Origin of the sequence: Comamonas kerstersii (assembly GCF_002056725.1) — a bacterium.
GTDB lineage: Bacteria > Pseudomonadota > Gammaproteobacteria > Burkholderiales > Burkholderiaceae_C > Comamonas > Comamonas kerstersii.
In genome coordinates this window covers 183070-209001 of the sequence record NZ_CP020121.1, presented here as the reverse complement: position 1 = coordinate 209001, position 25932 = coordinate 183070, and the positions used below count along the sequence as shown (strand labels likewise).

Sequence of the window (25932 nt, the reverse complement as noted above, 5' to 3'; positions counted from 1 at the left end):
AAAGTACGCGGTTAGCAAAGCAGTTTGTGTGCCAGCTTGAATTCGTTCCGCTTGCATGTGTATACATGCATAAGCCCATGAAGTGGCAAGCTTCATGGGCCAGGTGGTAATTCACCAAGTTGGTGCAATAAGCTTTGAATTTTTCAAAGCATTCTGATCGGCACCATTTTAGTTCCTAAGTGTGCGCCATATTGGTGCAATCACCTATTGGTGTGGTTGAGTGCTGCTATGGGGCAATGCAGCACCCATCTCTGCTGCATGAGGCGAAAAGCCTTCATCCACCCGGAAAGGGAATGCGTTCCCAGGTGGTCGGTGTCACGCGAAGGATTTCCGCGCGGTGGTGATTGCTATCGATATGCCAGTCACTCAATACGATACGCATGCGCCCATCGGGCAGGGCATGGTCTGCGGGGCGGTGGGTATGACCGTGAATCAGCCATTGCGCCCTGGCCTGTTGCAGCCAGCTGGCTGTCATGCCGGGGTCAGCGTCGGCATAGGTGGCGCCTGACTGCTTGCGCTGCGCGCTTTCGGAGCGCGCGGACTTCCCAATTGCGCGGCGCACGGCCAGTGGCTGGCTCAGCAGCTGCTGCTGCCATGCGGCAGAGCGGCTGAGTGCCCGGAACTGCTGGTACTCCACATCATCAAGGCACAGTGCATCGCCATGGCTGAGCACCATGCGGTGCTCACCCCAGGCCAGTACCGTGGGGTCTGCCAGTCCCGTCATGCCTGTGGCCTGCAGGAAAGCATCACCCGCCAGAAAGTCACGGTTGCCCACCATGAAAAATAAGGAGCGCCTTGCGCTTGCTGTGCTTAGTGTTTGGGCACATTTGGCTTCAAAACTGTCAGCTTCCAGCAGGGCATCGTCACCCACCCAGACTTCAAAGATATCGCCCAGCAAAAAGATCGCATCGGCCTGGCTGCTGCTCAAATAGTCGCGCCAGGCCTGCACTGTGGCGGGCTCGTCTGGGTCCAGATGCAGGTCGGAAATGAATTCAACCGTGCGCCAGTGCGCAGGAGCGATGAGCTCTGGCATGGCAGGCACGGTCGAAGACATGTACGTTGGCGGTATGGCTAGGTCCAACGGTGGCATGGGCGTGAATTACAGGGCCACAGCCTTGTCGATCACCACGACGTCAAAAGGCACGTCGTCGTGGAAGCCGCGGCGTGTCGTGCGCACCTTCTTGATGGCGTCTACCACTTCGGTGCCCTTGACCACTTTGCCAAACACTGCATAGCCCCAGCCTTGAGGTGTGGGGGAGGTGTGGTTCAGGAAGTCGTTGTCCACCACGTTGATGAAGAATTGGGCTGTAGCGCTGTGAGGGTCGCTGGTGCGAGCCATGGCGATGCTGTACTTATCGTTCTTCAGGCCGTTCTTGCCTTCGTTTTCGATGGGGTCGTTGGTGGGCTTTTGCTTCATGTCAGCAGTGAAGCCGCCACCCTGGATCATGAAGTTCTTGATCACGCGGTGAAAGATCGTGCCGTCGTAAAAGCCGTTGTTGACGTAGTTCAGGAAGTTCTCAGTGGTCTTGGGTGCGTTCTTGGCATCCAGTTCCAGGGTGATCACGCCTTGGGTAGCTGTGTCAGCTACGTTGATGGTGACGTGCAATTCAACTTGAGGATTGCTCATGAAAAACTTTCAGTAAAAGGGCAGAAAAGCCAGCGAGCTGCTTCAGGGCAGAACGCGAGCGGAAACAATGGTGACGGGGTCCTTGGGCACATTCTGATGCATGCCCCGGTTGCCAGTGGCTACGGTGCGGATTTTGTCGATCACCGCTTGGCCTTGCACAACCTTGCCAAATACCGCATAGCCATGGCCATCTGGATTGGGCGCGTTGAGCATGTCGTTGTTCGCCACATTGATATAGAACTGGGCTGTGGCCGAGTTGGGGTTGCCAGTGCGTGCCATGGCAATGGTGTAGCGGTCGTTCTTCAGGCCGTTGCGTGCCTCCAGCGGAATGGGGTCGCGGGTGGGCTTTTGCTGCATGTCGGCCGTAAAGCCACCGCCCTGAATCATGAAGCCATCAATCACGCGATGGAACACGGTGCCGTCGTAGTGCTTGTCGTTCACGTATTGCAGAAAGTTCTCCACCGTCTTGGGAGCCTTGGTGGGTGCTAGCTCCACCACAAAATCTCCCATGCTGGTGTTGAACTGCACGCGCGGCTGCTTGGCATCCTGCGCAGCAGCAAGGCTGGTCATGCCTGCAAGCAGCAGGCCGGTGAGGGACAGGTTCAGGGTTCTGCGGGTCAGGCGCATGGTAGTGTCTGTGTGCGATCAAGGCAAGGCCAGCACATGGCTGGCCCAGTAAGAGAAAAGGCGTTACTGCGCGGCAGCGGGCTGCAGCATCTCCGTCAGCGTACTGAGTTTGAGCTTCAGCGCCCGGTTGTTGCTGTTGAGCTTGATGGAGTTGTTGTAGGACGCATGCGCCAGGCGTGCATAAATATCACCCAGGTTTTCATGCGCTACAGCGTAGTTCGGGTTGTTGCGCACAGCCATTTCCAGTGCGTCACGCGCCTTGTTGAGCTCACCATTGTTGGCGTAGATGACGGCCAGGTTGTTGTAGGGCTCAGGCAGCTCTGGGTATTCCTGAATCAGCGCCTCAAAAGTGGCTGCGGCTGCTTGCAGATCTCCTGCCTTGGATTGGGCCACGCCCTTGAGAAAGCGCATCTGGGGGTCACGGCTGTTGCTGCTCAGGTATTGATCAGCTTTGGCAATGGCTTCGGCAGTGTTGCCAGCCTTGGTCAGGGCGGAGACATCCCCATACATATCGGCCTGCGCCGAGCCAGCGAGCAAAAAACCAGACACGGCCAGCAGGCGCAGCAAGGATTGTGGGCGGAGGTAAGAAGACATGTGGGTGCTTTCCAAGGGCCAGAAGAGCCCTGCAGTGTGCTGGGCTTATACTCCGGAAGATTGTAGCTGAGGGGTATTGACGCGAAAGCGGTGCAGTACCCCTTGTTGCTTGGGCGTGTAGCCCAGCTGCTGGAGCGGGTCGCACGACGGCCGCTCTCACCCCACTTCCGTTTCTGTCACTCCATGAGTTTGCGTATCTACAACACGCTGTCGCGTGCATTGGAAGCGTTTTCGCCGCTTGAACCCGGACATGTCCGCATGTATGTCTGCGGCATGACGGTTTATGACTTGTGCCACCTGGGCCATGCTCGTTCCATGGTCGCCTTTGACGTGGTGCAACGCTGGCTGCGCGCAAGCGGCTATCGCGTCACCTATGTGCGCAACATCACGGACATTGACGACAAGATCATCAAGCGCGCCGTGGAAAACGGCGAAACCATTCGCAGCCTGACCGATCGCATGATCGATGCCTTGCACCAGGACGCCGACGCCCTGGGTATTGAGCGCCCCACCTTTGAGCCTCGTGCCACCGAATACGTGCCGCAGATGCTCAAGATGATTGGTACGCTGCAGGACAAAGGCCTGGCTTACCAGGCAGGCAATGGCGATGTGAACTTTGCTGTACGCAAGTTTCCCGGCTACGGCAAGCTCTCGGGCAAGTCGCTGGACGAGCTCAATGCCGGTGAGCGTGTGGCTGTGCAGGATGGTAAGCATGACCCGCTGGACTTTGTGCTGTGGAAATCCTCCAAGCCCGAAGAGCCTGCTGATGTGAAATGGGCCAGCCCCTTTGGCGAAGGCCGCCCCGGCTGGCACATCGAGTGCTCGGCCATGGGCTGTGAGATGCTGGGCGAGAGCTTTGACATCCACGGCGGTGGCGCTGACCTGCAGTTTCCCCACCACGAAAACGAAATCGCACAGAGCGAAGGCGCGACCGGCAAGCCGTTTGCGCAGGTGTGGATGCACAACGGCTTCATCAATGTGGACAACGAAAAGATGTCCAAGTCGCTGGGCAACTTCTTCACCATCCGTGATGTGCTCAAGGAATACGACGCGGAAACCGTGCGTTTCTTCGTGGTGCGCAGCCACTACCGCAGTCCGCTGAATTACTCCAACGTGCACCTGGACGACGCGCGTGGCGCTCTCAAGCGCCTGTACACCGCGCTGAGTCTGGTGGCCCCTGCTGAAGTGGCTATTGACTGGGCAGAACCCCATGCAGCGCGCTTCAAGGCCGCCATGGACGAAGACTTTGGCACGCCCGAAGCGGTGGCAGTGCTGTTTGACCTGGCTGGTGAAGTCAATCGCAGCAAGTCGCCCGAGTTGGCTGGCTTGCTGAAGGCACTGGGCGCTTGCCTGGGTCTGTTGCAGGATGATCCTCAGCAGTTCCTGCAGGCGGGTGCTGCCGGTGTGGATGCTGCTGCTATCGAGGCGCAGATTGCCGCACGTGCAGCTGCCAAGGCGGCCAAGAACTGGGCAGAAGCCGACCGCATCCGTAAGGAATTGCTGGAGCAGGGCATTGTGCTCAAGGATTCGCCCACTGGTACAACGTGGGAGGCAGCCCAGTAAACACTGGCTGTAAAACCTATGTCTCCCATTCCCAAAGAATTGCCTGCCCCTCCCGCGCATGCGCCTGCGTACTGGGCGGAAGCCTGCAAGCACCTGGTCAAGAAAGACCGGGTGATGCGCCGACTGATTCCGCAGTACAGTGCAGAAGCGCTGCAAACGCGCGGCGACCCCTTCATCACGCTGGCGCGTTCCATCGTGGGGCAGCAGGTGTCTGTGAAGTCTGCCTCGGCCACGTGGAAGCGCTTCAGTGCCTTGCTCACCGATCTGACGCCAGCCAATGTGCTGCTGCTGAAGGTGGATGACATGCGTGGCGCAGGCCTGTCCGCACGCAAGGTGGACTATCTGGTCGATCTGGCGCTGCACTTCACGGAAGACCGCCTGCACGTGCAGGACTGGGAGCGGATGGATGATGAAGCCATCATTGCAGAGCTCACCGCCATCCGTGGCATTGGCCGCTGGACGGCAGAGATGTTTTTGATTTTTTACCTGCTGCGGCCCAATGTTCTGCCGTTGGATGACGCAGGGCTGCTCAAGGGAATCAGCGAAAGCTACTTCTCGGGCGACCCCGTCAGTCGCAGTGATGCCCGCGAAGTGGCTGAGGCCTGGAAACCTTGGTGCACCGTGGCAACTTGGTATATTTGGCGCTCGCTCGACCCGCAGCCTGTGGCCTATTGATACATCCTCAGGCCCCTCGCGCAGGCCGGGACAAGGAGAAATAACTTGGCGAAGAAAACCTTTCTGGACTTTGAACAGCCTATTGCTGAGCTCGAAGCCAAAATCGAAGAACTGCGTTACGTGCAGACTGAAAATGCGGTGGACATCTCGGACGAGATTGATCGACTCAGCAAAAAGAGCAATCAGCTGACCAAGGACATCTACAGTGATCTGACCCCTTGGCAAATCACCAAGATTGCACGCCACCCTGAGCGTCCCTATACGCTGGACTACGTGCGTGAGTGCTTTACCGATTTTGTGGAAATGCACGGTGACCGCCACTTTGCGGATGACAAGTCCATCGTCGGAGGCCTAGCGCGCTTTAACGGCCAGCCCTGCATGGTCATCGGTCACCAGAAGGGCCGTGATACCAAGGAGCGCGCACTGCGCAACTTTGGTATGACCAAGCCCGAAGGCTATCGCAAGGCTCTGCGCCTGATGAAGACGGCCGAGAAGTTCAAGCTGCCTGTGTTCACCTTTGTGGATACGCCCGGTGCTTTCCCTGGCATTGACGCGGAAGAGCGCAGCCAGTCCGAAGCCATTGGCCGCAACATCTACGAAATGGCACAGCTGCAGACGCCCATCATCACCACCATCATTGGTGAAGGTGGCTCCGGCGGCGCGCTGGCGATTTCCGTGGCCGACCAGGTGCTGATGCTGCAGTACTCCGTCTATTCCGTGATCAGCCCTGAAGGCTGCGCTTCCATTCTGTGGAAGACGGGCGAGAAGGCTGAGCTGGCCGCGGAAGCCATGGGCATCACCGCACACCGTCTCAAGGCCCTGGGTGTGGTCGACAAAATCGTCAACGAGCCTGTGGGCGGTGCGCACCGTGACCACAAGCACATGGCCAGCCTGCTCAAGCGCGCATTGAATGATGCATGGCGCCAGCTGGCAGACCTCAAGCCCCAGGAACTGCAGGAGCGCCGCTACGAGCGCCTGCAAAGCTATGGTCGCTTCAACGACACCAAAGCCAGCTAATCACCGCTTGGCAGCTTGTGCTGTCAGCGTGTTTGACTGACACTGAAATGGCCCTGTGGGGCCATTTTTGTTGGGCCATTGTCTATTTCAATATTGATAGCTTCTAGCACTTGTTTAGCTTGGTTTTGAGATGTAAAAGTATCTGAAATGCTTATAAATCAAGCGCTACAAGCTATGAATTTTTAAAAAGAGGTCAGGGTGACGCTTTCTGTCGATCAGGCCATGCAGGCTTTTGCGCCCGCCTTGCCTGTGGCTGTGGCCTACAGCGGCGGTGCAGACTCCACGGCACTGCTGCATGCATGTGCGCAGCGCTGGCCCGGGCAGGTCTATGCCATCCATGTGCACCACGGCCTGCAAGCTGCGGCGGATACTTTTGAAGCCCATTGCCGCGCTGTCTGTGCGCAGTTGCAGGTGCCGCTGGCGGTGGTGCATGTAGATGCGCGTCATGCCAAGGGGCAAAGTCCGGAAGATGCTGCACGCCAGCACCGCTATGCCGCACTGGCCGCGCATGCCAAAACCGCTTTCCACACGCCTGCCGCCAGCGTGGCACTGGCCCAGCATGCGGACGATCAGGTGGAAACCCTGCTGCTGGCCCTGTCCCGTGGTGCCGGTGTCGCAGGGCTTGCCGCCATGCCTGCGTGCTGGCGCAACGATGATCTGGACTGGCATCGCCCTTTGCTGGCTGTGCGTGCTGCCGATATCCGCGTGTGGCTGAAAGCGCGGGGTATAGACTGGGTGGAAGACCCAACCAACGCCCAGGACTGCTACACCCGCAACCGCATTCGTCTGCAGTTGCTGCCAGTGCTGGAGCAGGTGTTTCCGCAGTTTCGCGACACTTTTGCGCGTAGCAGTGCCCATGCCGCCCAGGCCAGGCAGTTGCTGCAGGAGTTGGCGCAGATGGATTTACAGGTGGTGGGCAATCCGCCGCAGATTAAGCTGCTGCAAAGCCTCAGCACAGAGCGCCAGGCCAATGTGCTGCGGCACTGGCTGTTGCAGGAGTACGGCGTCACACCATCGGCCGCGCAGCTGCAGGAATTGCAGCGCCTGATTGCAGCCTGCCGCACCCGTGGGCACCAGATACATTGCAAGCTCGGCTACGGGTTTGCCGTAAGAAAAGGCACAGTACTCGGTTGGTACAATCCCTGAGTTTTGGTCCCAATTTTTTTGAGCACGAAAACCGGCGGCGCGCCAAAACACGCCTTGTACCAACAGCGCCGTGCCAAGCAGTTTCGTCACCTAATATCCAATGGCACTGATCGTTCATAAATACGGCGGCACTTCGATGGGCTCGACAGAGCGCATTCGCAACGTTGCCAAGCGTGTGGCCAAGTGGGCTCGGGCTGGTCACCAGATGGTGGTGGTCCCAAGCGCCATGAGTGGTGAAACCAATCGCCTGTTGGGCTTGGCCAGTGAGCTGGCGCCTAGCGCTGCAAAAACTTCGTACTACCGCGAACTGGACATGCTGGCCGCTACTGGCGAGCAAGCTTCTTCGGCACTGCTGGCAATTGCTTTGCAGGCTGAGGGTATGGAGTCCGTGAGCTACGCGGGCTGGCAAGTGCCTGTGCGCACCGACAGCAGCTACACCAAGGCGCGTATTGAATCCATTGATGACGCCCGTGTGCGCAAGGATCTGGATGCGGGTCGCGTGGTCATCATCACTGGCTTCCAGGGTATCGACCCTGAAGGCAATATCACCACGCTGGGTCGCGGTGGTTCTGACACTTCCGCTGTAGCTGTGGCTGCTGCGCTGAAGGCGGACGAATGCCTGATCTACACCGATGTGGATGGTGTCTACACCACCGACCCCCGCGTGGTGCCTGCTGCCAAGCGCCTGGGTACCGTGAGCTTCGAAGAAATGCTGGAAATGGCCAGCCTGGGCTCCAAGGTGCTGCAGATCCGCTCTGTGGAATTCGCAGGTAAATACAAAGTGCCCATGCGTGTGCTCTCCAGCTTCACGCCCTGGGACATCGACTTGGAAGAGGAAGCCAAGTCTGGCACGCTGATTACTTTTGAGGAAGACGAAAAAATGGAAAAGGCCGTCGTTTCTGGCATCGCATTCAACCGTGGTGAAGCCAAGATCTCTGTGCTCGGCGTGCCCGACACTCCCGGCATCGCTGCTGGCATCCTGGGCCCTGTGGCCGATGCCAACATCGAAGTGGACGTGATCATTCAGAACATCTCCAAGGACGGTAAGACCGACTTCTCCTTCACCGTGAATCAGGGCGACTACCAGCGTGCGCTGGACCTGCTGCGCGAGAAGGTGGCGCCTGCTCTGGGTGCGGCTGAAGTGGTGGGTAACCCCAATATCGCCAAGGTCAGCATCGTTGGCATCGGTATGCGCAGCCATGTGGGCGTGGCATCCACCATGTTCCGTGCGCTGAGCCAGGAAAACGTGAACATCCAGATGATCTCTACTTCGGAAATTAAGACGTCGGTCGTGATCGACGAGAAGTATCTGGAGCTGGCTGTGCGTGCTCTGCACACCGCATTCGGTCTGGATAAGAGCGAATAATTGCTAAAAAGCACAGCGGTTGTCCGGAGCGCAGCAAAAAGCTGGTTACAATGGCGACCGCCTAGGAAACGTGACCGAGTGGCCGAAGGTGCTCCCCTGCTAAGGGAGTATGGGGTGTAGAGCCTCATCGAGGGTTCGAATCCCTCCGTTTCCGCCAGACATGCCGCAAGGCAAGCAAAAGTCCGCGAAAGCGGGCTTTTGCTTTTTTTGTGAGAGGCGCTTGTCGAGTTCTCTGAGGATTTCGACGATTTGGCGGCAGTTTTTGAAAAAACACTCAAAAACATGCTTACAATAGTGGCTTCAACGGAAACGTGACCGAGTGGCCGAAGGTGCTCCCCTGCTAAGGGAGTATGGGGTGTAGAGCCTCATCGAGGGTTCGAATCCCTCCGTTTCCGCCAGATCTTCTGATCTGGTTTGCTCAAAAAAAACTTTGAGCGAGTTGATGAAAAGTTGTGCTACAATACAAGGCTTCGCTGATCGCAGCGAGCGAAACTTGAAGAAATTGATCTTCAAGGCATCTTTAACAAGATACAGCCGATAAGCGTGGGCGTTTGAAGGCGAATTGCCAAATCAAACGCTCATGAGAATAGAAGTGAAGTTCACTTCAATTCCGTTTTTATGAGTGGGTCGCAAGACCTTAAATTCAAGATCGAACTGTAGAGTTTGATCCTGGCTCAGATTGAACGCTGGCGGCATGCCTTACACATGCAAGTCGAACGGCAGCACGGACTTCGGTCTGGTGGCGAGTGGCGAACGGGTGAGTAATACATCGGAACGTGCCTAGTAGTGGGGGATAACTACTCGAAAGAGTGGCTAATACCGCATGAGATCTACGGATGAAAGCAGGGGATCGCAAGACCTTGTGCTACTAGAGCGGCCGATGGCAGATTAGGTAGTTGGTGGGATAAAAGCTTACCAAGCCAACGATCTGTAGCTGGTCTGAGAGGACGATCAGCCACACTGGGACTGAGACACGGCCCAGACTCCTACGGGAGGCAGCAGTGGGGAATTTTGGACAATGGGCGAAAGCCTGATCCAGCAATGCCGCGTGCAGGATGAAGGCCTTCGGGTTGTAAACTGCTTTTGTACGGAACGAAAAGCTTCGGGTTAATACCCTGGAGTCATGACGGTACCGTAAGAATAAGCACCGGCTAACTACGTGCCAGCAGCCGCGGTAATACGTAGGGTGCAAGCGTTAATCGGAATTACTGGGCGTAAAGCGTGCGCAGGCGGTTTTGTAAGACAGAGGTGAAATCCCCGGGCTCAACCTGGGAACTGCCTTTGTGACTGCAAGGCTAGAGTACGGCAGAGGGGGATGGAATTCCGCGTGTAGCAGTGAAATGCGTAGATATGCGGAGGAACACCGATGGCGAAGGCAATCCCCTGGGCCTGTACTGACGCTCATGCACGAAAGCGTGGGGAGCAAACAGGATTAGATACCCTGGTAGTCCACGCCCTAAACGATGTCAACTGGTTGTTGGGTCTTCATTGACTCAGTAACGAAGCTAACGCGTGAAGTTGACCGCCTGGGGAGTACGGCCGCAAGGTTGAAACTCAAAGGAATTGACGGGGACCCGCACAAGCGGTGGATGATGTGGTTTAATTCGATGCAACGCGAAAAACCTTACCCACCTTTGACATGGCAGGAATCCTTTAGAGATAGAGGAGTGCTCGAAAGAGAACCTGCACACAGGTGCTGCATGGCTGTCGTCAGCTCGTGTCGTGAGATGTTGGGTTAAGTCCCGCAACGAGCGCAACCCTTGCCATTAGTTGCTACGAAAGGGCACTCTAATGGGACTGCCGGTGACAAACCGGAGGAAGGTGGGGATGACGTCAAGTCCTCATGGCCCTTATAGGTGGGGCTACACACGTCATACAATGGCTGGTACAAAGGGTTGCCAACCCGCGAGGGGGAGCTAATCCCATAAAGCCAGTCGTAGTCCGGATCGCAGTCTGCAACTCGACTGCGTGAAGTCGGAATCGCTAGTAATCGTGGATCAGCATGTCACGGTGAATACGTTCCCGGGTCTTGTACACACCGCCCGTCACACCATGGGAGCGGGTCTCGCCAGAAGTAGGTAGCCTAACCGCAAGGAGGGCGCTTACCACGGCGGGGTTCGTGACTGGGGTGAAGTCGTAACAAGGTAGCCGTATCGGAAGGTGCGGCTGGATCACCTCCTTTCTGGAAAACAAGCAATTCAAGTTTGAACGCCCACACTTATCGGTTGTTGGATGACACCGTCGAGACGAGAGTTTTGATGGCTTGGGTCTGTAGCTCAGCTGGTTAGAGCACCGTCTTGATAAGGCGGGGGTCGTTGGTTCGAGCCCAACTAGACCCACCAAACTTCCAATGCGACAACCCACAATGGGGGATTAGCTCAGCTGGGAGAGCACCTGCTTTGCAAGCAGGGGGTCGTCGGTTCGATCCCGTCATCCTCCACCACAAATTCTTGGTGTAAAGACTGAGAATTTAAAAAAGATAGCGCCATGCGGTGCTACAATAGTTGGCTCACTTCAATACAAAAGCAGTCTTTGCAAGACTGCTTTTGTATTGAGCTTTGCTCCATAGGCTGTTCTTTAAAAATTCATAGAGTCGAAAATCAGCGTTGCTGACGGAAACACCTTTGAAGGTGACCGTGCCGTCAGCAACTATTTGATTGCGTCACACGAATTCAACGAACTTGAATTCGATGTAATGACGAATCATTCTCTAGGCTGCGTTGCAAAACGCAACCGAAGAATCATTCACATTACGGCATAACGCGTGAGGTGCAAGACCTCACCAGTCTTTGAACTCCAAATGGCGAACTCTGGCAACAGAGATCAAAGTTATAGGGTCAAGTGACTAAGAGCATATGGTGGATGCCTTGGCGATTACAGGCGATGAAAGACGTGATAGCCTGCGAAAAGCTTCGGGGAGCTGGCAAATAAGCTTTGATCCGGAGATGTCTGAATGGGGAAACCCACCCGCAAGGGTATCAACAGCTCAATACATAGGCTGTTGAAGCGAACCTGGAGAACTGAAACATCTAAGTACCCAGAGGAAAAGAAATCAACCGAGATTCCGATAGTAGTGGCGAGCGAATTCGGAAGAGCCTTCTAGTGATAGTCGACGAGTTAACAAAACGGCATGGAAAGGCCGGCCATAGTAGGTGATAGCCCTGTATGTGAAAACTTGTCGGTGGTACTGAGCTAGAGAAAAGTAGGGCGGGACACGTGTAATCCTGTCTGAATATGGGGGGACCATCCTCCAAGGCTAAATACTCGTAATCGACCGATAGTGAACCAGTACCGTGAGGGAAAGGCGAAAAGAACCCCGGGAGGGGAGTGAAATAGATCCTGAAACCGTATGCTTACAAAAAGTCGGAGCCTCGTAAGGGGTGACGGCGTACCTTTTGTATAATGGGTCAGCGACTTACATTCAGTGGCAAGCTTAACCGAGTAGGGAAGGCGTAGAGAAATCGAGTCCGAATAGGGCGTTTTTAGTCGCTGGGTGTAGACCCGAAACCAAGTGATCTAACCATGGCCAGGATGAAGGTGCCGTAACAGGTACTGGAGGTCCGAACCGACTGATGTTGCAAAATCAGCGGATGAGCTGTGGTTAGGGGTGAAAGGCTAAACAAACTTGGAAATAGCTGGTTCTCTCCGAAAACTATTTAGGTAGTGCCTCAAGTATTACCTGCGGGGGTAGAGCACTGTTTTGGCTAGGGGGTCATGGCGACTTACCAAACCAAGGCAAACTCCGAATACCGCAGAGTACAGCTTGGGAGACAGAGCACCGGGTGCTAACGTCCGGACTCAAGAGGGAAACAACCCAGACCGCCAGCTAAGGTCCCTAAAATTGGCTAAGTGGGAAACGAAGTGGGAAGGCTAAAACAGTCAGGATGTTGGCTTAGAAGCAGCCATCATTTAAAGAAAGCGTAATAGCTCACTGATCGAGTCGTCCTGCGCGGAAGATGTAACGGGGCTAAGCCAGTTACCGAAGCTGCGGATGTGCAATTTATTGCACGTGGTAGGAGAGCGTTCTGTAAGCCTGTGAAGGTGTCTGGTAACGGATGCTGGAGGTATCAGAAGTGCGAATGCTGACATGAGTAGCGTTAAAAGGGGTGAAAAGCCCCTTCGCCGTAAGCGCAAGGTTTCCTACGCAACGTTCATCGGCGTAGGGTGAGTCGGCCCCTAAGGCGAGGCAGAGATGCGTAGCTGATGGGAAACAGGTCAATATTCCTGTACCGATCAATAGTGCGATGTGGGGACGGAGAAGGTTAGCTCAGCCACCTGTTGGAATAGGTGGTTCAAGCGTGTAGTCGTGCCTGGTAGGCAAATCCGCCGGGCTTAGATGAGGCGTGATAACGAGTGTGCTTGCACACGAAGTGAGTGATACCCTGCTTCCAGGAAAAGCCACTAAGCTTCAGCTATTGATTGACCGTACCGCAAACCGACACTGGTGCGCGAGATGAGTATTCTAAGGCGCTTGAGAGAACTCTGGAGAAGGAACTCGGCAAATTGATACCGTAACTTCGGGAGAAGGTATGCCCTCGGTATGTGAAGTTGAACAAACGGAGCAGAAAAGGGTTGCAAAAAATCGGTGGCTGCAACTGTTTAATAAAAACACAGCACTCTGCAAACACGAAAGTGGACGTATAGGGTGTGACGCCTGCCCGGTGCTGGAAGATTAAATGATGGGGTGCAAGCTCTTGATTGAAGTCCCAGTAAACGGCGGCCGTAACTATAACGGTCCTAAGGTAGCGAAATTCCTTGTCGGGTAAGTTCCGACCTGCACGAATGGCGTAATGATGGCCACACTGTCTCCTCCAGAGACTCAGCGAAGTTGAAATGTTTGTGATGATGCAATCTCCCCGCGGAAAGACGGAAAGACCCCATGAACCTTTACTGTAGCTTTGTATTGGACTTTGAACGGATCTGTGTAGGATAGGTGGGAGGCTTTGAAGCCAGGACGCTAGTTCTGGTGGAGCCGACGTTGAAATACCACCCTGGTGCGTTTGAGGTTCTAACCTAGGTCCCTAATCGGGATCGGGGACAGTGCATGGTAGGCAGTTTGACTGGGGCGGTCTCCTCCCAAAGCGTAACGGAGGAGTTCGAAGGTACGCTAGGTACGGTCGGACATCGTGCTAATAGTGCAATGGCATAAGCGTGCTTAACTGCGAGACTGACAAGTCGAGCAGATGCGAAAGCAGGACATAGTGATCCGGTGGTTCTGTATGGAAGGGCCATCGCTCAACGGATAAAAGGTACTCTGGGGATAACAGGCTGATACCGCCCAAGAGTTCATATCGACGGCGGTGTTTGGCACCTCGATGTCGGCTCATCTCATCCTGGGGCTGTAGTCGGTCCCAAGGGTATGGCTGTTCGCCATTTAAAGAGGTACGTGAGCTGGGTTTAAAACGTCGTGAGACAGTTTTGTCCCTATCTTCCGTGGGCGCTGCAGATTTGAGGAAGCCTGCTCCTAGTACGAGAGGACCGGAGTGGACACACCTCTGGTGTACCTGTTGTCACGCCAGTGGCATCGCAGGGTAGCTACGTGTGGAAGAGATAACCGCTGAAAGCATCTAAGCGGGAAACTCGTTTCAAGATGAGATCTGCCGGGGCCTTCGAGCCCCCTGAAGGGTCGTTGTAGACCACGACGTTGATAGGCTGGGTGTGGAAGCGCAGTAATGCGTTAAGCTAACCAGTACTAATTGCCCGTGCGGCTTGACCCTATAACTTTGATACTGCCTGGTGCAGTTCAAAAGACTTATGCCAATGTGCGCAATCGAATAAAAGCTGAGAACAAAGACTCTATGAATTTGATGAGCTGCTAGCGCAGCTCATCCACAGTTTATGCCTGGTGACCATAGCAAGTTGGCCCCACTCCTTCCCATCCCGAACAGGACCGTGAAACGACTTTGCGCCGATGATAGTGCGGATTCCCGTGTGAAAGTAGGTCATCGCCAGGCTCTTACAAGCGCAACACCCCCTGACCTCCGAAAGAGGCAGGGGGTTTTGTTTTTGTCAGAATAAAAATAAATTGATAGCTGCCAGCGCTTGATGTGCTTGTGTTTCACTATCAAAGATATCTAAAAGCTTTTACTGGCGGGCGATAGCCGCTCTGCTTTTTACAGCCGCAGCCTGCGGCCAAGGGGATAGCGATGCAGTTGCAAGACATTCTTTATTCGCAAGGTTTTGGTATTCGCCGCGTGTGTTCTGGCCTGGTACAGCAGGGCTGGGTAGAGGTCTATGAAGATGGGGCAGACCAGCCGGTGCGTGTGACCGACTCTACGGCGGAATACGAGCCTGAAGGCCTGCGCTTTCGCGTGCAGGGCGTGGACTGGGAATACCATGAGAAAGGCTATGCGCTGCTGTACAAGCCTGCGGGCACGGAGTGCTCGCAAAAGCCCTCGGCCTACCCCAGCATCTATACGCTGCTGCCAGCGCCGCTGCGCCAGCGTCCGAACAAGGGAGCGGTACAGGGACTGCAGGCTGTGGGCCGCCTGGACCAGGACACCACGGGCTTGCTGCTGCTCAGCGATGACGGTCAGTTCATCCACCGCATGAGTTCGCCCAAAAAGCATGTGGCCAAGGTGTACCGTGTGACGACCAAGCACCCTGTGACGCAAGCCATGGTGGACAAGCTGCTGGCCGGTGTGGTGCTTGATGACGATCCCAAGCCTGTGAAGGCTGCGGCCTGTGAGATGGTGTCGGAATGCGTGCTGGATCTGACGCTGACCGAAGGCAAGTACCACCAGGTCAAGCGCATGATTGCGGCGGTGAGTAACCGTGTGGAAGGGCTGCACCGCTGGAAGATTGGCGGTCTGCAGCTGCCTGCGGATATGAAGCCCGGCGAGTGGCGTTGGCTGAGCGCCGAAGAGCTGGCACTGCTCAAATAAGCGATAGTTCCTGCGCCGTGCTCAGCAGCAGACCATGGCGCAGAGAGCCTTGGGTGACGCGCAGCTGCTCAATGCCAAAGAGCTGAAACACGGCGCACATGAGGCTCACACCGCCGCCGATGACGGGTTTGATGTCATCGCGCAGACCCGCCAGAGGCAGACGGTCGATATGGCCGGCCTGTACCAGTTGCTGCTGCAGCTGCAGCAAGGCGGGGCGGGTGATCAGGCCAGGAGGCTCACCCATGTGATGCAGGGCTTTGCTGATGGCACCTGCTGTGCCTGATGAGCCATAGACCTGCTGCCAGGCATGCGTGCGCAGCTGCTCCAGCGCAGGTTGCAGCACCTGCTGGGCTGCCTGTATGGCCTGTGCAAAATCGCTGGCAGCCAGGCTGCCATTCGGGAAAAAACGCTGCGCCCAGGCGACGCTGCCCACCGCATAGGATGCGGCGCTGTGCAGGGTATGGCCTTCGCCCACGCAGATTTCGGTGGAGCGCCCGCCGATATCGATGACCAGCCGCTGTTCAGCCTGCTCTGGCAACAGGGCGGTGACGCCCCGGTAGATCCAGCGTGCTTCCTGTTCCCCGGAGATGAGTTCCACCCGGCACTGCAAAATTTCACTGGCGGCCTGCAAAAAGGTATCGCGGTTGCTGGCTTCGCGCAGCGTCTGGGTGGCTACGGCGCGGCGGTGTGAGTTGGGAATGTCACGGATCAGCTCGGCATAGCGGCGCAGGCATTGCAGGCCGCGTTCCATGGCCGCGGCTTCAAGCTGCCCCTGTGCATCAAGTGCGCCGCCCAGGCGGATGGTTTCTTTGCGCTGGCGCTGAATCTGGAGTTTGCCTTGGTGCATACGGCCGACCAGCAGCAGGATGCTGTTGGAGCCGATGTCGATGCTCGCCAGTGGGGAATGAGGGCTCATGATGGAAGCAGAAAAAACGGTGCGCAGATTACCACTGTCAGGGCCTGCAGATATGGCAAAGTCAAGATTGTCCTGTCACTGTTTTGTCATTGATTTGAAAGATACTGGCGGCCAGCGCTTCGAAGGCGGCCCGCTTTTTTTACATGTCTGCTCACACTGAACCTAGTCATTTATTACCTATACAGCATTTGGGAGGTCCTCCCTCCATGGTTGGCATGCCGCCAGGCACCTCTGTAGAGCCTGCACTGCAGATGCCAGAAGATGCCCTTTCCGCGGGACTGCCCCTGCTGGAGCGCGATGCCTGTATTCTTGGTTTTAATGAGCGTGTGCTGCACTGGGTGGCGCGTGAGGATGTGCCCCTGCTGGAGCGCCTGCGCTATCTGAGCATTGTTTCGTCCAACCTGGATGAGTTTTTTGAGGTGCGCTCGCTGCCGCATATTGCGGCTTTGCGCCAGCGCAGGGACAACGCCGCAGGTGCCTGCACCGGCAAGGCTTTGCTGGCCAAGGCCCAGCAGATGGTGGCCCGGCAATATGCCTTGTTCAACCAAGAGCTGGTGCCTGCCTTGCGTGCGCGGGGCATTCGCATCGTCTCGCACAAGGAGCGCACGGCTGCGCAGCGTGCCTGGGTCTACAAGTACTTTGTGCGTGAGGTCAAACCGCTGCTGGTGCCAGTGGCGCTCGACCCGGCCCATCCATTCCCGCAGGTAGCAAACAAGTCGCTGAATATGGTGGTGCGCCTCAAGGGCGGTGATGCTTTTGGGCGCACGAATGCGGTGGCCATCGTCAAGCTCCCGCGTGCACTGCCGCGTCTGGTGCAGCTGCCCGCCAGCATTTCGGGCAAGCGCCGGCTGTTTGTGAGTTTGTCGAGCATGGTGCGCGCCCATGTCTCGGAGCTGTTTGATGGCCGCGAGGTGGTGGAAACGGCGCAGTTTCGCGTGACGCGCAATACCGAGCTGTCAGTCGAAGAGGATGAGGTGGACGACCTGCGCACGGCCCTGCGCGAGGAACTGGTGCACCGCCAGTTTGGTCAGGCCGTGCGGCTGGAGGTGAGCAGTGGCTGCTCCGACTTTTTGCTGGAGACACTGTTGCAGGAGTTTGAGCTGCCGCGTGAAGCCATGTTCTGTGTGAATGGGCCGGTGAATCTGGTACGACTGGCCGAGCTGATTGATCTGGTCAACGACCCGGGCATGCTGTTTCCTGCCTGGCAGGCCAGCTGGCCCCGGCAGCTGCAGCATGGGCGCAGCGTCATGGAGCAGATGCGCAAAAAAGATGTGCTGATTCACCAGCCTTTTGAGCAGTTTGACGCTGTGCTGCAGCTGCTGCGCGAAGCCGTGCACGACCCGCGCGTGGTGGCCATCAAGCAGACGATTTACCGCACGGGCGCCAAGTCTGAGCTGATGGCCTTGCTGGCCGAAGCTGTGCGCCTGGGCAAGGAAGTCATGGCTGTGGTGGAGCTTAAGGCGCGCTTTGATGAAGAGGCCAACATCAACTGGGCCGATGCGCTGGAGGCCGTAGGCGCGCAGGTGGTCTATGGCGTGGTGGGTCTCAAGACCCATGCCAAGATGCTGTTGATCACCCGCCGTGAAGGCCGCGGTTTGCGCCGTTACGGGCATCTGTCCACCGGCAATTACAACCCCAAGACCGCACGGCTGTATACCGACCTGAGCTATCTGACCTGCAATGAGGTGCTGACGGCAGATATGGACGCCGTTTTCCGTCACCTGGCCAGCCCCAATGTGAAGCCACGGCTGGAGAAACTGGTGATGGCGCCGTTTGCCTTGCAGTCCACCATGCTCGCGTATCTGCGCAGCTGTGCCCAGGCGGCACGCAGGGGCGAATATGCACGTGTGGTCATCAAGTCCAATGCCATGACGGATGAGGTGCTGATGCAGGCACTGGCCGAAGCTGGGCAGGCGGGCGTGCAGATTGACCTGATTGTGCGCGGCGCCTGCATGCTGCCGCCGCAGCTGCCGGGTGTCAGTGACAACATCCGGGTGCGCTCCATCATTGGGCGCTTTCTGGAGCACTCGCGGGTATTCTATTTTGCCTGGGGAGGTGCGCAGGAGCATGTCTACCTCTCCAGCGCGGACTGGATGCGCCGCAATATGACGCGCCGTGTCGAGCTGGCCTGGCCGGTGGAAGAGCCTGTGCTGCGCCAGCGCGTGATTGATGAGTGCCTGGTGGCTTATCTGCACGATGACCGCGATGCCTGGACGCAGCAGCCCGATGGCAGCTACCAGTGTGCACCGCGTCCGCAGACAGGCCATGGTGCCCAGGGGGCACTGATGCAGTATTACGGCGTATGAGTGCGGCATGCCTGCCATGCATGTGGCAGGTACTATGAAAAACTAAGCGGCTAGCGCTGTATTTATCAAGGTTTCAGATATAAAAGTATCTGAAAGCTTTGATATACAAGCGCTAGCCGCTCTTATTTTTATGGGGCTATGAGGCCTATACCGTGTGCTGAACCTGCAGCATCCAGTCGCTCTTGGCGACGGCTTCGGCTTCGTCCTGCAGCAGCTGGGCGCTGAGCGGAAAGCGCTGGCTCCAGCCATCAGGGGTCTGCAGCAGCAGCAGTTTGCCCTGGCGCAGCAGTTGCACGCCCTGCATGTCCGGGGCGCGGCGCGTATTGCACAGCACGGCAGCCAGGCGCAGGCACAGCAGCTGCAGGGCATGCTCGGTGTTGTGCATAAAGGCTTCCATCTTCTTGAGCTTGCCGCGGTGGCCCAGCACCAGTTGCGCCAGGTGCTTGAGTTCGGTGGCGGAAAAGCCAGCCGCATTGCAGTGTTCCAGCACATAGGCACTGTGGCGGTGGTAGTCGCTGCGGGAGATACGGCAGCCCACCTCATGCAGCAGACCGGCCCAGGCCAGTGCGGCAGGGGCGGCCTCTTCCTGTGGGTGCAGTTGCAGCCACAGCTGCTGGGCGGTTTCTGCCACATGGCGGGCGTGTACGTGGTTCACGCCAAAGCGCTCCATCAGACCCAGCACGCTGGCGGTGTGCACATCGCCGGCATAGCTTTCATCGACCATGCCGTAGAGGACGCCCATGCGCAGCGCGCCCTGGGCGACCTGCATTTGGTCCAGACCCAGCAAGTCAAACACGGCACGCAGCACGCTCAGGCCACCAGCCACTACGGGGCGGCGGTCTTCCTTGAGGCCATCGAGCTTGATGCGGTCTACATGACCAAAGCGCAGCAGCTGCTGCTGCAGCCAGTCCAGGCCGGCGCGGGTGATGATGCCTTCGCCATGGCCGTGCGCTGCCAGCGTGTCACCCACGGCATTGGCCGTGCCTGCGGAGGCATAGGCCACATCCCAGCTGCCGAGCTGGAAGCTGTCCAGCACTTCATCGAGCACGGCACGCGCTGCGATCTCTGCAGTCTGAAAAGCCTGCGCGCTGAGCTGCCCCTGCGGGAAATAGCGTGAAGTCCAGGCCACGCTGCCAATGCGGTAGGAGGCAACGGATTGCGCCACGCTGCCCTGGCCCAGCACAAATTCGGTGGAGCGCCCACCGATGTCGATGACCAGGCGGCGCTCGTCGGTCGCAGGCAGTTGGCTGACGACGCCGCGGTAGATCAGTGCAGCTTCTTCTTCACCGGTGATGACTTCGATGGGAAAGCCCAGCAGCTCGCTACCTTTGTCAATAAAGACATCGCGGTTGCGTGCTTCGCGCAGGGTCTGGGTGGCAACAGCGCGTACATGCTGGGGGTCAAAGCCGCGCAGGCGTTCGCCAAAGCGTGCCAGGCAGGCCCAGCCACGTTCCATGGATTCCTGCGTCAGGTTGCGCTGAGCATCCAGCCCATTGCCCTGACGTACGGTTTCCTTGAGGTATTCCACGCGGTGAATTTGGTGGTGTTCATAGCTGCCAATTTCGAGGCGGAAGCTGTTGGAGCCCAGGTCGACGGCAGCGAGGGTGATCGCATGGTTCATGTGAGGAAGAAATGGATCGCGGATCGCGGCGCAATGCAAAGTGCGCAGCTTAGCAGCCTCCGCTGGCTGTGCGCATGTCAGGCACGCTTTGCCCGGTAGAGAAGCAGGGCAGGCAGGGTAAGTGAGGAATGTGACGTTGGTATGAAAGCAGTCTGACGTTGTTTTTTGACAAAAATTGCGGAAATTTTGCATGTCACAGACATGTCACACAGCGTTTTTACATTCACTCCATCGAGCTTTATTCAACCTGGATCTGCACAAGGTCTGCAAGCAAAAGAGGTGTGAGGATGAAAATGTCCATGATGCGTGTTTTGGTCACCGGTGCCTTGGTGTCGGGTGGTCTGTTCAATGTGGCAGCGGCGCAGGAAGCCACTGGTGCTGGTGCCAGTTTCCCCGCACCTCTGTATTCCAAGTGGGCAGCCGACTACAACAAGGCCACTGGTGTGAAGATTAACTACCAGTCGGTGGGCTCCAGCGCAGGCATCAAGCAGATTGAAGCCAAGACCGTGGACTTCGGTGCTTCGGATGAGCCCCTGAAAGACGCAGATCTGCAGGCCAAGGGCCTGGTGCAGTTCCCCACAGTGATCGGCGGCATCGTGCCTGTGGTGAACATCAAGGGTATCCAGCCAGGTGAGCTCAAGCTCAACGGTCAGGTGCTGGGTGACATCTACCTCGGCAAGATCACCAAGTGGAACGACCCCGCCATCACGGCGCTCAACCCCGGTGTGAACCTGCCTGATGCCAAGATTTCTCCCGTGCGCCGCGCGGATGGCTCTGGCACGACCTTTGGCTTTACCAACTACCTGAGCAAGGTCAATGGCGAGTGGAAGGAAAAAGTCGGGGAAGGCAAGGCGGTCAACTGGCCTACCGGCGCAGGCGGCAAGGGCAATGAAGGCGTGGCTGCGTTTGTGGGTCGCCTGGCGAACTCCATCGGCTACGTGGAATATGCCTATGTCAAGCAGAACAAGCTGACCTATGCCCTGCTGCAAAACAGCGAAGGTAAGTTTGTGGCGCCTAGCGAGTCGACTTTCAAGGCAGCCGCTGCCGGTGCAGACTGGAGCAAGAGCTTCTACCAGATTCTGACCAATCAGCCCGGTGCTGACGCCTGGCCCATCACCAGCGCCACCTTTATCCTGATGCACAAGCAGCAGGAAAAGCCTGCGCAGGCAGCGACAGCGCTGAAGTTCTTTGACTGGGCCTACAAAAATGGCGATGTAACTGCGAGCGGCCTGGACTATGTGCCTATGCCAGACACGGTCAAGGAGCAAGTTTTCAAGGCCTGGGGTGAGATCAAGGATGCATCCGGTCAGCCTGTGTCTTGGAAATAAGCCACTTTTTTGACGTTTTGACCTGCCGGACACAGTCGCTCTGTGTCTGGCAGACGTCGTTATTTGTTCCGAGGTGACTTTCCGTGTCCTCAACCACTTCTTCTGCAGGGGCCGCAGCTTCTGCCAAGACCAAAGGTGCCACTGCTGGCACTCGACCTCCAAGTCGCAGCGCATGGATTTCTGCCAGCTTTGCGGACCGCCTGTTTGCCTGGACCGCCAAGATTGCAGCGCTGGTGACGCTAGGCCTGTTGCTGGCCATCATGGGCTCCTTGTTCAGCGGTGCCTGGCCGGCCATCCGTGAATACGGGCTGGGCTTTTTCCTGCGCACCGAATGGGACCCCGTACAAAACCAATACGGTGGCCTGGTCATGATTTATGGCACTTTGATGACTTCGCTGATTGCGCTGGTCATTGCTGTGCCGGTGAGCTTTGGTATTGCACTGTTCCTGACCGAATTGGCGCCGGGCTGGCTGCGTCGCCCGCTGGGCACGGCCATTGAGCTGCTGGCGGCGGTGCCCTCCATCGTCTACGGCATGTGGGGTCTGATGGTGTTTGGCCCGGTGCTGGCCACCTATGTGCAGGTTCCGCTGCAGGAGCTGTTTGATGGCGTGCCTTATCTGGGCGCGCTGGTGTCTGGCCCGCCTGTGGGCATTGGCATTTTGTCGGCCGGCATCATCCTGGCCATCATGATCATTCCCTTCATCGCATCGGTGATGCGTGATGTGTTCGAGGTCACGCCCGCGCTGCTCAAGGAGTCTGCCTATGGCCTGGGTGCGACGACCTGGGAAGTGGTGTGGAAGGTGGTGCTGCCATACACCAAGGCTGGTGTGCTAGGCGGCATCATGCTGGGACTGGGGCGCGCGCTGGGCGAGACCATGGCCGTGACCTTTGTGATCGGCAATATGAACCAGCTCAATTCGCTGTCGCTGTTTGATGCGGCTAACAGCATTACCTCGGCGCTGGCCAACGAATTTGCGGAAGCGGGTGAGGGGCTGCACCAGGCATCGCTGATCTACTTGGGCCTGGCACTGTTCTTTATTACCTTTGTGGTGCTGGCACTGTCCAAGGTATTGCTGAGCCGCCTGCAAAAGCATGAAGGAGCGCGAGTATGAGTACGTCCAGTGAATCTTTGCTGCAGACCCATGCGCTGCAGGCACAGCGCCAGGCGCACTTTGCCCGCCGCAAGCGGGTGAACCAGATTGCGCTGACGCTGGCCATGATGGCCATGGCTTTTGGCGTGTTCTGGCTGATCTGGATTCTGTGGGAGACGATACGTCTGGGCATTGGGGGGCTGAGCCTGACGCTGTTCAGCGAGATGACACCTCCACCCAACGAAGCCGGCGGCCTGGCCAATGCGATCTTTGGTTCGCTGGTCATGGTGGCGCTGGCTACGTTTGTGGGCACACCCATTGGCATCATGGCGGGTGTTTATCTGGCGGAATATGACAGGCGCAGCTGGCTGGCCAGCACCACGCGCTTTGTGAATGACATCTTGCTGTCGGCCCCTTCCATCATCATCGGCTTGTTTGTCTATGCCATGGTGGTGGCGCGCTTCAAGAGCTTTTCTGCCTACGCAGGCATTGTGGCGCTGGCCTTGATCGTGATTCCGGTCGTCATTCGCACCACAGAAAACATGCTCACGCTGGTGCCCTCGGCGCTGCGCGAAGCGGCCTATGCCCTGGGAACCCCGAAGTGGAAGGTCATCATGCTCATCACCTTGCGCGCAGCGCGTGCCGGGGTGATTACCGGCGTGCTGCTGGCTGTGGCGCGCATTGCGGGTGAGACCGCACCGCTGCTGTTTACAGCCCTGAACAACCAGTTCTGGAATGCCGACCTTTCCAAGCCTATGGCCAGCTTGCCAGTGACCATCTTCAAGTTCGCCATGAGCCCCTATGAGAACTGGCAGCATCTGGCATGGGCTGGTGTCTTCCTGATTACCCTGGCCGTGTTGGGCCTGAACATCCTGGCACGTGTGCTGACGCGCCAGAAATAAAAGATTGCAAGGATTTCAAGATGTCTATCGCAACCACTACGACATCCGCAGCCGTGGCGCCTATTACTGGAACTGCCAAGCTGTCAGTGCGCAACCTGAACTTCTACTACGGCAAGTTCCACGCGCTGAAGAACATCAACCTCGATATTCCGGAGCACAAGGTTACGGCCTTTATCGGCCCCTCTGGCTGTGGCAAGTCCACGCTGCTGCGCACCTTCAACCGCATGTATGAGCTCTACCCCGAGCAGCGCGCGACGGGGCAGATTCTGCTCGATGGTGAAGATCTGCTGACCAGCAGGCAGGACGTGGCGCTGATCCGCGCCAAGGTGGGCATGGTGTTCCAGAAGCCCACGCCGTTTCCCATGTCCATCTACGACAACATTGCCTTTGGCGTGAAGCTGTTCGAGAGTCTCGACGCCGCGGACATGGACGAGCGTGTGGAGTGGGCACTGCGCAAGGCCGCGCTGTGGGGGGAGGTCAAGGACAAGCTGCACCAGAGCGGCGCCAGTCTCTCGGGTGGTCAGCAGCAGCGCCTGTGCATTGCACGTGGCATTGCCATCAAGCCCGAAGTTTTGCTGCTCGACGAGCCCTGCTCCGCGCTGGACCCGATTTCCACGGCGAAAATCGAGGAGCTGATTGCCGAGCTGAAGAACGACTACACCGTAGTCATCGTCACGCACAACATGCAGCAGGCCGCGCGCTGCAGCGACTACACGGCCTATATGTACCTGGGGGATCTGATGGAGTTCGGTGAGACCGAGCAGATGTTCTTCAAGCCTCAGCGTCGTGAAACTGAGGACTACATTACGGGCCGCTTTGGTTGAGCCACAAGGAGACTGTCATGTCCGACAAACACTTATCTACCCAATTTGACAGCGAACTCAACCGCATCTCCTCGCGGGTGATGGAACTGGGCGGTCTGGTGGAGCGCCAGATCAGCCAAGCCGTTTATTCCTTGACGCAGTTCAACCTGGAAGCTGTGGAGCAGGTCTCCGGCATGGAAGAGCGTGTGAACGCCATGGAGGTGGAGATCGACTATGAGATCGCCTCCATCATTGGCCGCCGCCAGCCGACGGCGCGGGACCTGCGCATGCTGATGGCTTTTTCCAAGGTCACGGCGAATCTGGAGCGCATGGGCGATGAAGCGCATAAGATCGCACGCATGGTGCAGTCCATCATCGAAAGCGGTGCGGCGCGTGCGCTGCCTTCCAGTGAGCTGCGCGTGGCTGCAGAAATGGCCTCTGCCATGCTGCGCAAAGCGCTGGATGCGCTGGCGCGTCTGGACACCAAGGCGGCGCTGGCCATTCTGAAGGAAGACGATCTGATCGACGAAGAGTTTGATGGCTTTGTGCGCAAGCTCATCACCTACATGATGGAAGATCCCCGCAAGATCTCGGCCAGTCTGGACCTGCTGTTCCTGGCCAAGGCCATTGAGCGCATCGGTGACCATTCCAAGAATGTGGCCGAGCTCATCATCTATCTGGTGGAGGGCAAGGACATTCGCCACCAGTCCATGGAAGCCATTGAATCCGCCGTGCGTTGAGGGCCAGCCAAGATGAATAAATTGCCACAGGTACTGATTGTGGAAGACGAGCCCGCCATCGCAGAACTGATTGCGGTGAATCTGCGTCACAACGGCTTTACGCCGGTCTGGGCGGAGGATGGGGTCAGTGCGCAGCGTGAGCTCGATGCCTCGCTGCCCGACGTGATCTTGCTGGACTGGATGCTGCCTGGCGGCTCCAGTGGCCTGAACCTGGCGCGTAAGTGGCGTGCTGATGCACGCAGCAAGCAGGTGCCCATCATCATGCTGACCGCGCGTGGTGATGAGCCGGACAAGATTGCCGGGCTGGACGCGGGTGCGGACGACTATGTCACCAAGCCGTTTTCTACCCAGGAGCTGCTGGCGCGCATTCGCGCTGTGCTGCGCCGCCGCCAGCCAGAGCAGCACGTGCAGCGCATTCAGGTGGGAGATCTGGTGCTGGATGCCAACACCCATCGCGTGAGCTACCGTGAGGCGCTGCTCAAGCTGGGGCCGACGGAGTTCAAGCTGCTCAGCCACCTCATGCGCCACCCCGAGCGTGTGCACAGCCGTGGACAGCTGCTGGACAAGGTCTGGGGCGATCAGGTGTTTATCGAGGAGCGCACGGTGGATGTACACATCAAGCGCCTGCGTGAAGCACTGGGTGAAGCCGGCAAGATGGTGGAAACCGTGCGTGGTGCAGGCTACCGCCTGAGCGCTGGCACGCACCAGGCATAAAGACGGAGCCCA

At 57.4% G+C, this 25932-nt stretch carries 20 protein-coding genes, 4 tRNA genes and 3 rRNA genes; 21 read left to right on the top strand and 6 right to left on the bottom strand.

The annotated features are described in order from the left end of the window. Positions 1-274: 274 nt before the first annotated feature. The 4 genes from B5M06_RS00985 to B5M06_RS00970 all read right to left on the bottom strand — a co-directional run bounded on the left by B5M06_RS00985 (position 275) and on the right by B5M06_RS00970 (position 2848). Positions 275-1054, bottom strand: a complete 780-nt coding sequence (locus B5M06_RS00985; protein WP_054066388.1) for a UDP-2,3-diacylglucosamine diphosphatase — start codon at positions 1052-1054, stop codon at positions 275-277. A gap of 45 nt (positions 1055-1099) precedes the next feature. Next, positions 1100-1627 carry a peptidylprolyl isomerase gene (locus B5M06_RS00980; RefSeq protein ID WP_054066387.1) on the bottom strand — a complete coding sequence of 176 codons (528 nt, stop codon included), beginning with the start codon at positions 1625-1627 and terminating at the stop codon, positions 1100-1102. A gap of 42 nt (positions 1628-1669) precedes the next feature. Further along, positions 1670-2254, bottom strand: a complete 585-nt coding sequence (locus tag B5M06_RS00975; protein ID WP_054066386.1) for a peptidylprolyl isomerase — start codon at positions 2252-2254, stop codon at positions 1670-1672. A 63-nt stretch (positions 2255-2317) separates the two neighbouring features. Further along, on the bottom strand, positions 2318-2848 hold the full coding sequence (locus B5M06_RS00970; RefSeq protein ID WP_054066439.1) for a tetratricopeptide repeat protein: 531 nt from the start codon (positions 2846-2848) through the stop codon (positions 2318-2320). A 183-nt stretch (positions 2849-3031) separates the two neighbouring features. Here B5M06_RS00970 and cysS point away from each other — a divergent pair, with 183 nt between their 5' ends. The 13 genes from cysS (at position 3032) to B5M06_RS00905 (ending at position 15499) form a co-directional block, all read left to right on the top strand. Further along, a complete protein-coding gene (gene cysS / locus B5M06_RS00965) occupies positions 3032-4411 on the top strand; it encodes a cysteine--tRNA ligase (protein WP_054066385.1) in 1380 nt (459 codons plus the stop codon). Positions 4412-4429: 18 nt separating this feature from the next. Next, positions 4430-5086 carry a DNA-3-methyladenine glycosylase family protein gene (locus tag B5M06_RS00960; protein ID WP_054066384.1) on the top strand — a complete coding sequence of 219 codons (657 nt, stop codon included), beginning with the start codon at positions 4430-4432 and terminating at the stop codon, positions 5084-5086. A 45-nt stretch (positions 5087-5131) separates the two neighbouring features. Continuing rightward, positions 5132-6103: an acetyl-CoA carboxylase carboxyltransferase subunit alpha gene (locus B5M06_RS00955; protein ID WP_054066383.1), complete on the top strand. Its 972-nt coding sequence runs from the start codon at positions 5132-5134 to the stop codon at positions 6101-6103. A 198-nt stretch (positions 6104-6301) separates the two neighbouring features. Further along, positions 6302-7249: a tRNA lysidine(34) synthetase TilS gene (tilS, locus tag B5M06_RS00950; RefSeq protein WP_054066382.1), complete on the top strand. Its 948-nt coding sequence runs from the start codon at positions 6302-6304 to the stop codon at positions 7247-7249. A gap of 100 nt (positions 7250-7349) precedes the next feature. Further along, positions 7350-8615 carry an aspartate kinase gene (locus tag B5M06_RS00945; RefSeq protein WP_054066381.1) on the top strand — a complete coding sequence of 422 codons (1266 nt, stop codon included), beginning with the start codon at positions 7350-7352 and terminating at the stop codon, positions 8613-8615. Positions 8616-8679: 64 nt separating this feature from the next. Further along, positions 8680-8772: transfer RNA gene (locus B5M06_RS00940), tRNA-Ser, on the top strand. Positions 8773-8920: 148 nt separating this feature from the next. Further along, positions 8921-9013, top strand: a tRNA-Ser gene (locus B5M06_RS00935). A 253-nt stretch (positions 9014-9266) separates the two neighbouring features. Next, positions 9267-10797, top strand: a 16S ribosomal RNA gene (locus tag B5M06_RS00930). 83 nt (positions 10798-10880) lie between these two features. Beyond that, a tRNA-Ile gene (locus tag B5M06_RS00925) sits at positions 10881-10957 on the top strand. 25 nt (positions 10958-10982) lie between these two features. Then, positions 10983-11058 (top strand) — tRNA-Ala (locus B5M06_RS00920). A gap of 392 nt (positions 11059-11450) precedes the next feature. Beyond that, positions 11451-14332 (top strand): 23S ribosomal RNA (locus tag B5M06_RS00915). A gap of 124 nt (positions 14333-14456) precedes the next feature. Beyond that, positions 14457-14569, top strand: a 5S ribosomal RNA gene (rrf, locus tag B5M06_RS00910). Together the 16S, 23S and 5S rRNA genes with 4 tRNA genes alongside form the textbook arrangement of a ribosomal RNA operon. Before the next feature lie 192 nt (positions 14570-14761). Beyond that, positions 14762-15499 (top strand): 16S rRNA pseudouridine(516) synthase, encoded by a 738-nt coding sequence (locus tag B5M06_RS00905; protein WP_054065462.1) that lies wholly within the window; start codon positions 14762-14764, stop codon positions 15497-15499. Here the strand turns inward: B5M06_RS00905 and B5M06_RS00900 are convergent. Further along, a complete protein-coding gene (locus B5M06_RS00900) occupies positions 15492-16415 on the bottom strand; it encodes a Ppx/GppA phosphatase family protein (RefSeq protein WP_054065461.1) in 924 nt (307 codons plus the stop codon). The genes B5M06_RS00905 and B5M06_RS00900 overlap by 8 nt on opposite strands. Here B5M06_RS00900 and B5M06_RS16930 point away from each other — a divergent pair. Together B5M06_RS16930 and ppk1 are read left to right on the top strand one after the other, a co-directional pair. Next, positions 16414-16575 carry a hypothetical protein gene (locus B5M06_RS16930; RefSeq protein ID WP_162777369.1) on the top strand — a complete coding sequence of 54 codons (162 nt, stop codon included), beginning with the start codon at positions 16414-16416 and terminating at the stop codon, positions 16573-16575. The genes B5M06_RS00900 and B5M06_RS16930 overlap by 2 nt on opposite strands. A gap of 91 nt (positions 16576-16666) precedes the next feature. Continuing rightward, positions 16667-18721, top strand: a complete 2055-nt coding sequence (gene ppk1 / locus B5M06_RS00895) for a polyphosphate kinase 1 (RefSeq protein WP_420809978.1) — start codon at positions 16667-16669, stop codon at positions 18719-18721. Positions 18722-18866: 145 nt separating this feature from the next. Here the strand turns inward: ppk1 and B5M06_RS00890 are convergent, their stop codons facing one another. Next, positions 18867-20342, bottom strand: coding sequence for a Ppx/GppA phosphatase family protein (locus B5M06_RS00890; RefSeq protein WP_054065459.1), 1476 nt, complete (start codon positions 20340-20342; stop codon positions 18867-18869). A gap of 287 nt (positions 20343-20629) precedes the next feature. Between B5M06_RS00890 and pstS the strand changes: the two genes are divergently transcribed. From pstS to phoB, 6 genes are all read left to right on the top strand, one after another. After that, complete coding sequence (gene pstS, locus B5M06_RS00885) at positions 20630-21670, top strand: phosphate ABC transporter substrate-binding protein PstS (protein ID WP_054065458.1); 1041 nt, start codon at positions 20630-20632, stop codon at positions 21668-21670. Between the two features lie 176 nt (positions 21671-21846). Beyond that, positions 21847-22782: a phosphate ABC transporter permease subunit PstC gene (pstC, locus tag B5M06_RS00880; protein WP_054065464.1), complete on the top strand. Its 936-nt coding sequence runs from the start codon at positions 21847-21849 to the stop codon at positions 22780-22782. After that, entirely contained in the window at positions 22779-23663 is an 885-nt protein-coding gene (gene pstA, locus B5M06_RS00875; protein WP_054065457.1) for a phosphate ABC transporter permease PstA, read from the top strand. Before pstC ends, pstA begins: the two co-directional genes overlap by 4 nt. Before the next feature lie 20 nt (positions 23664-23683). Then, positions 23684-24487: a phosphate ABC transporter ATP-binding protein PstB gene (gene pstB / locus B5M06_RS00870; protein ID WP_054065456.1), complete on the top strand. Its 804-nt coding sequence runs from the start codon at positions 23684-23686 to the stop codon at positions 24485-24487. 17 nt (positions 24488-24504) lie between these two features. Continuing rightward, positions 24505-25206, top strand: coding sequence for a phosphate signaling complex protein PhoU (gene phoU, locus B5M06_RS00865; protein WP_054065463.1), 702 nt, complete (start codon positions 24505-24507; stop codon positions 25204-25206). A 12-nt stretch (positions 25207-25218) separates the two neighbouring features. Further along, a complete protein-coding gene (phoB, locus tag B5M06_RS00860) occupies positions 25219-25920 on the top strand; it encodes a phosphate regulon transcriptional regulator PhoB (RefSeq protein ID WP_054065455.1) in 702 nt (233 codons plus the stop codon). The last annotated feature ends 12 nt before the right edge of the window (positions 25921-25932 follow it).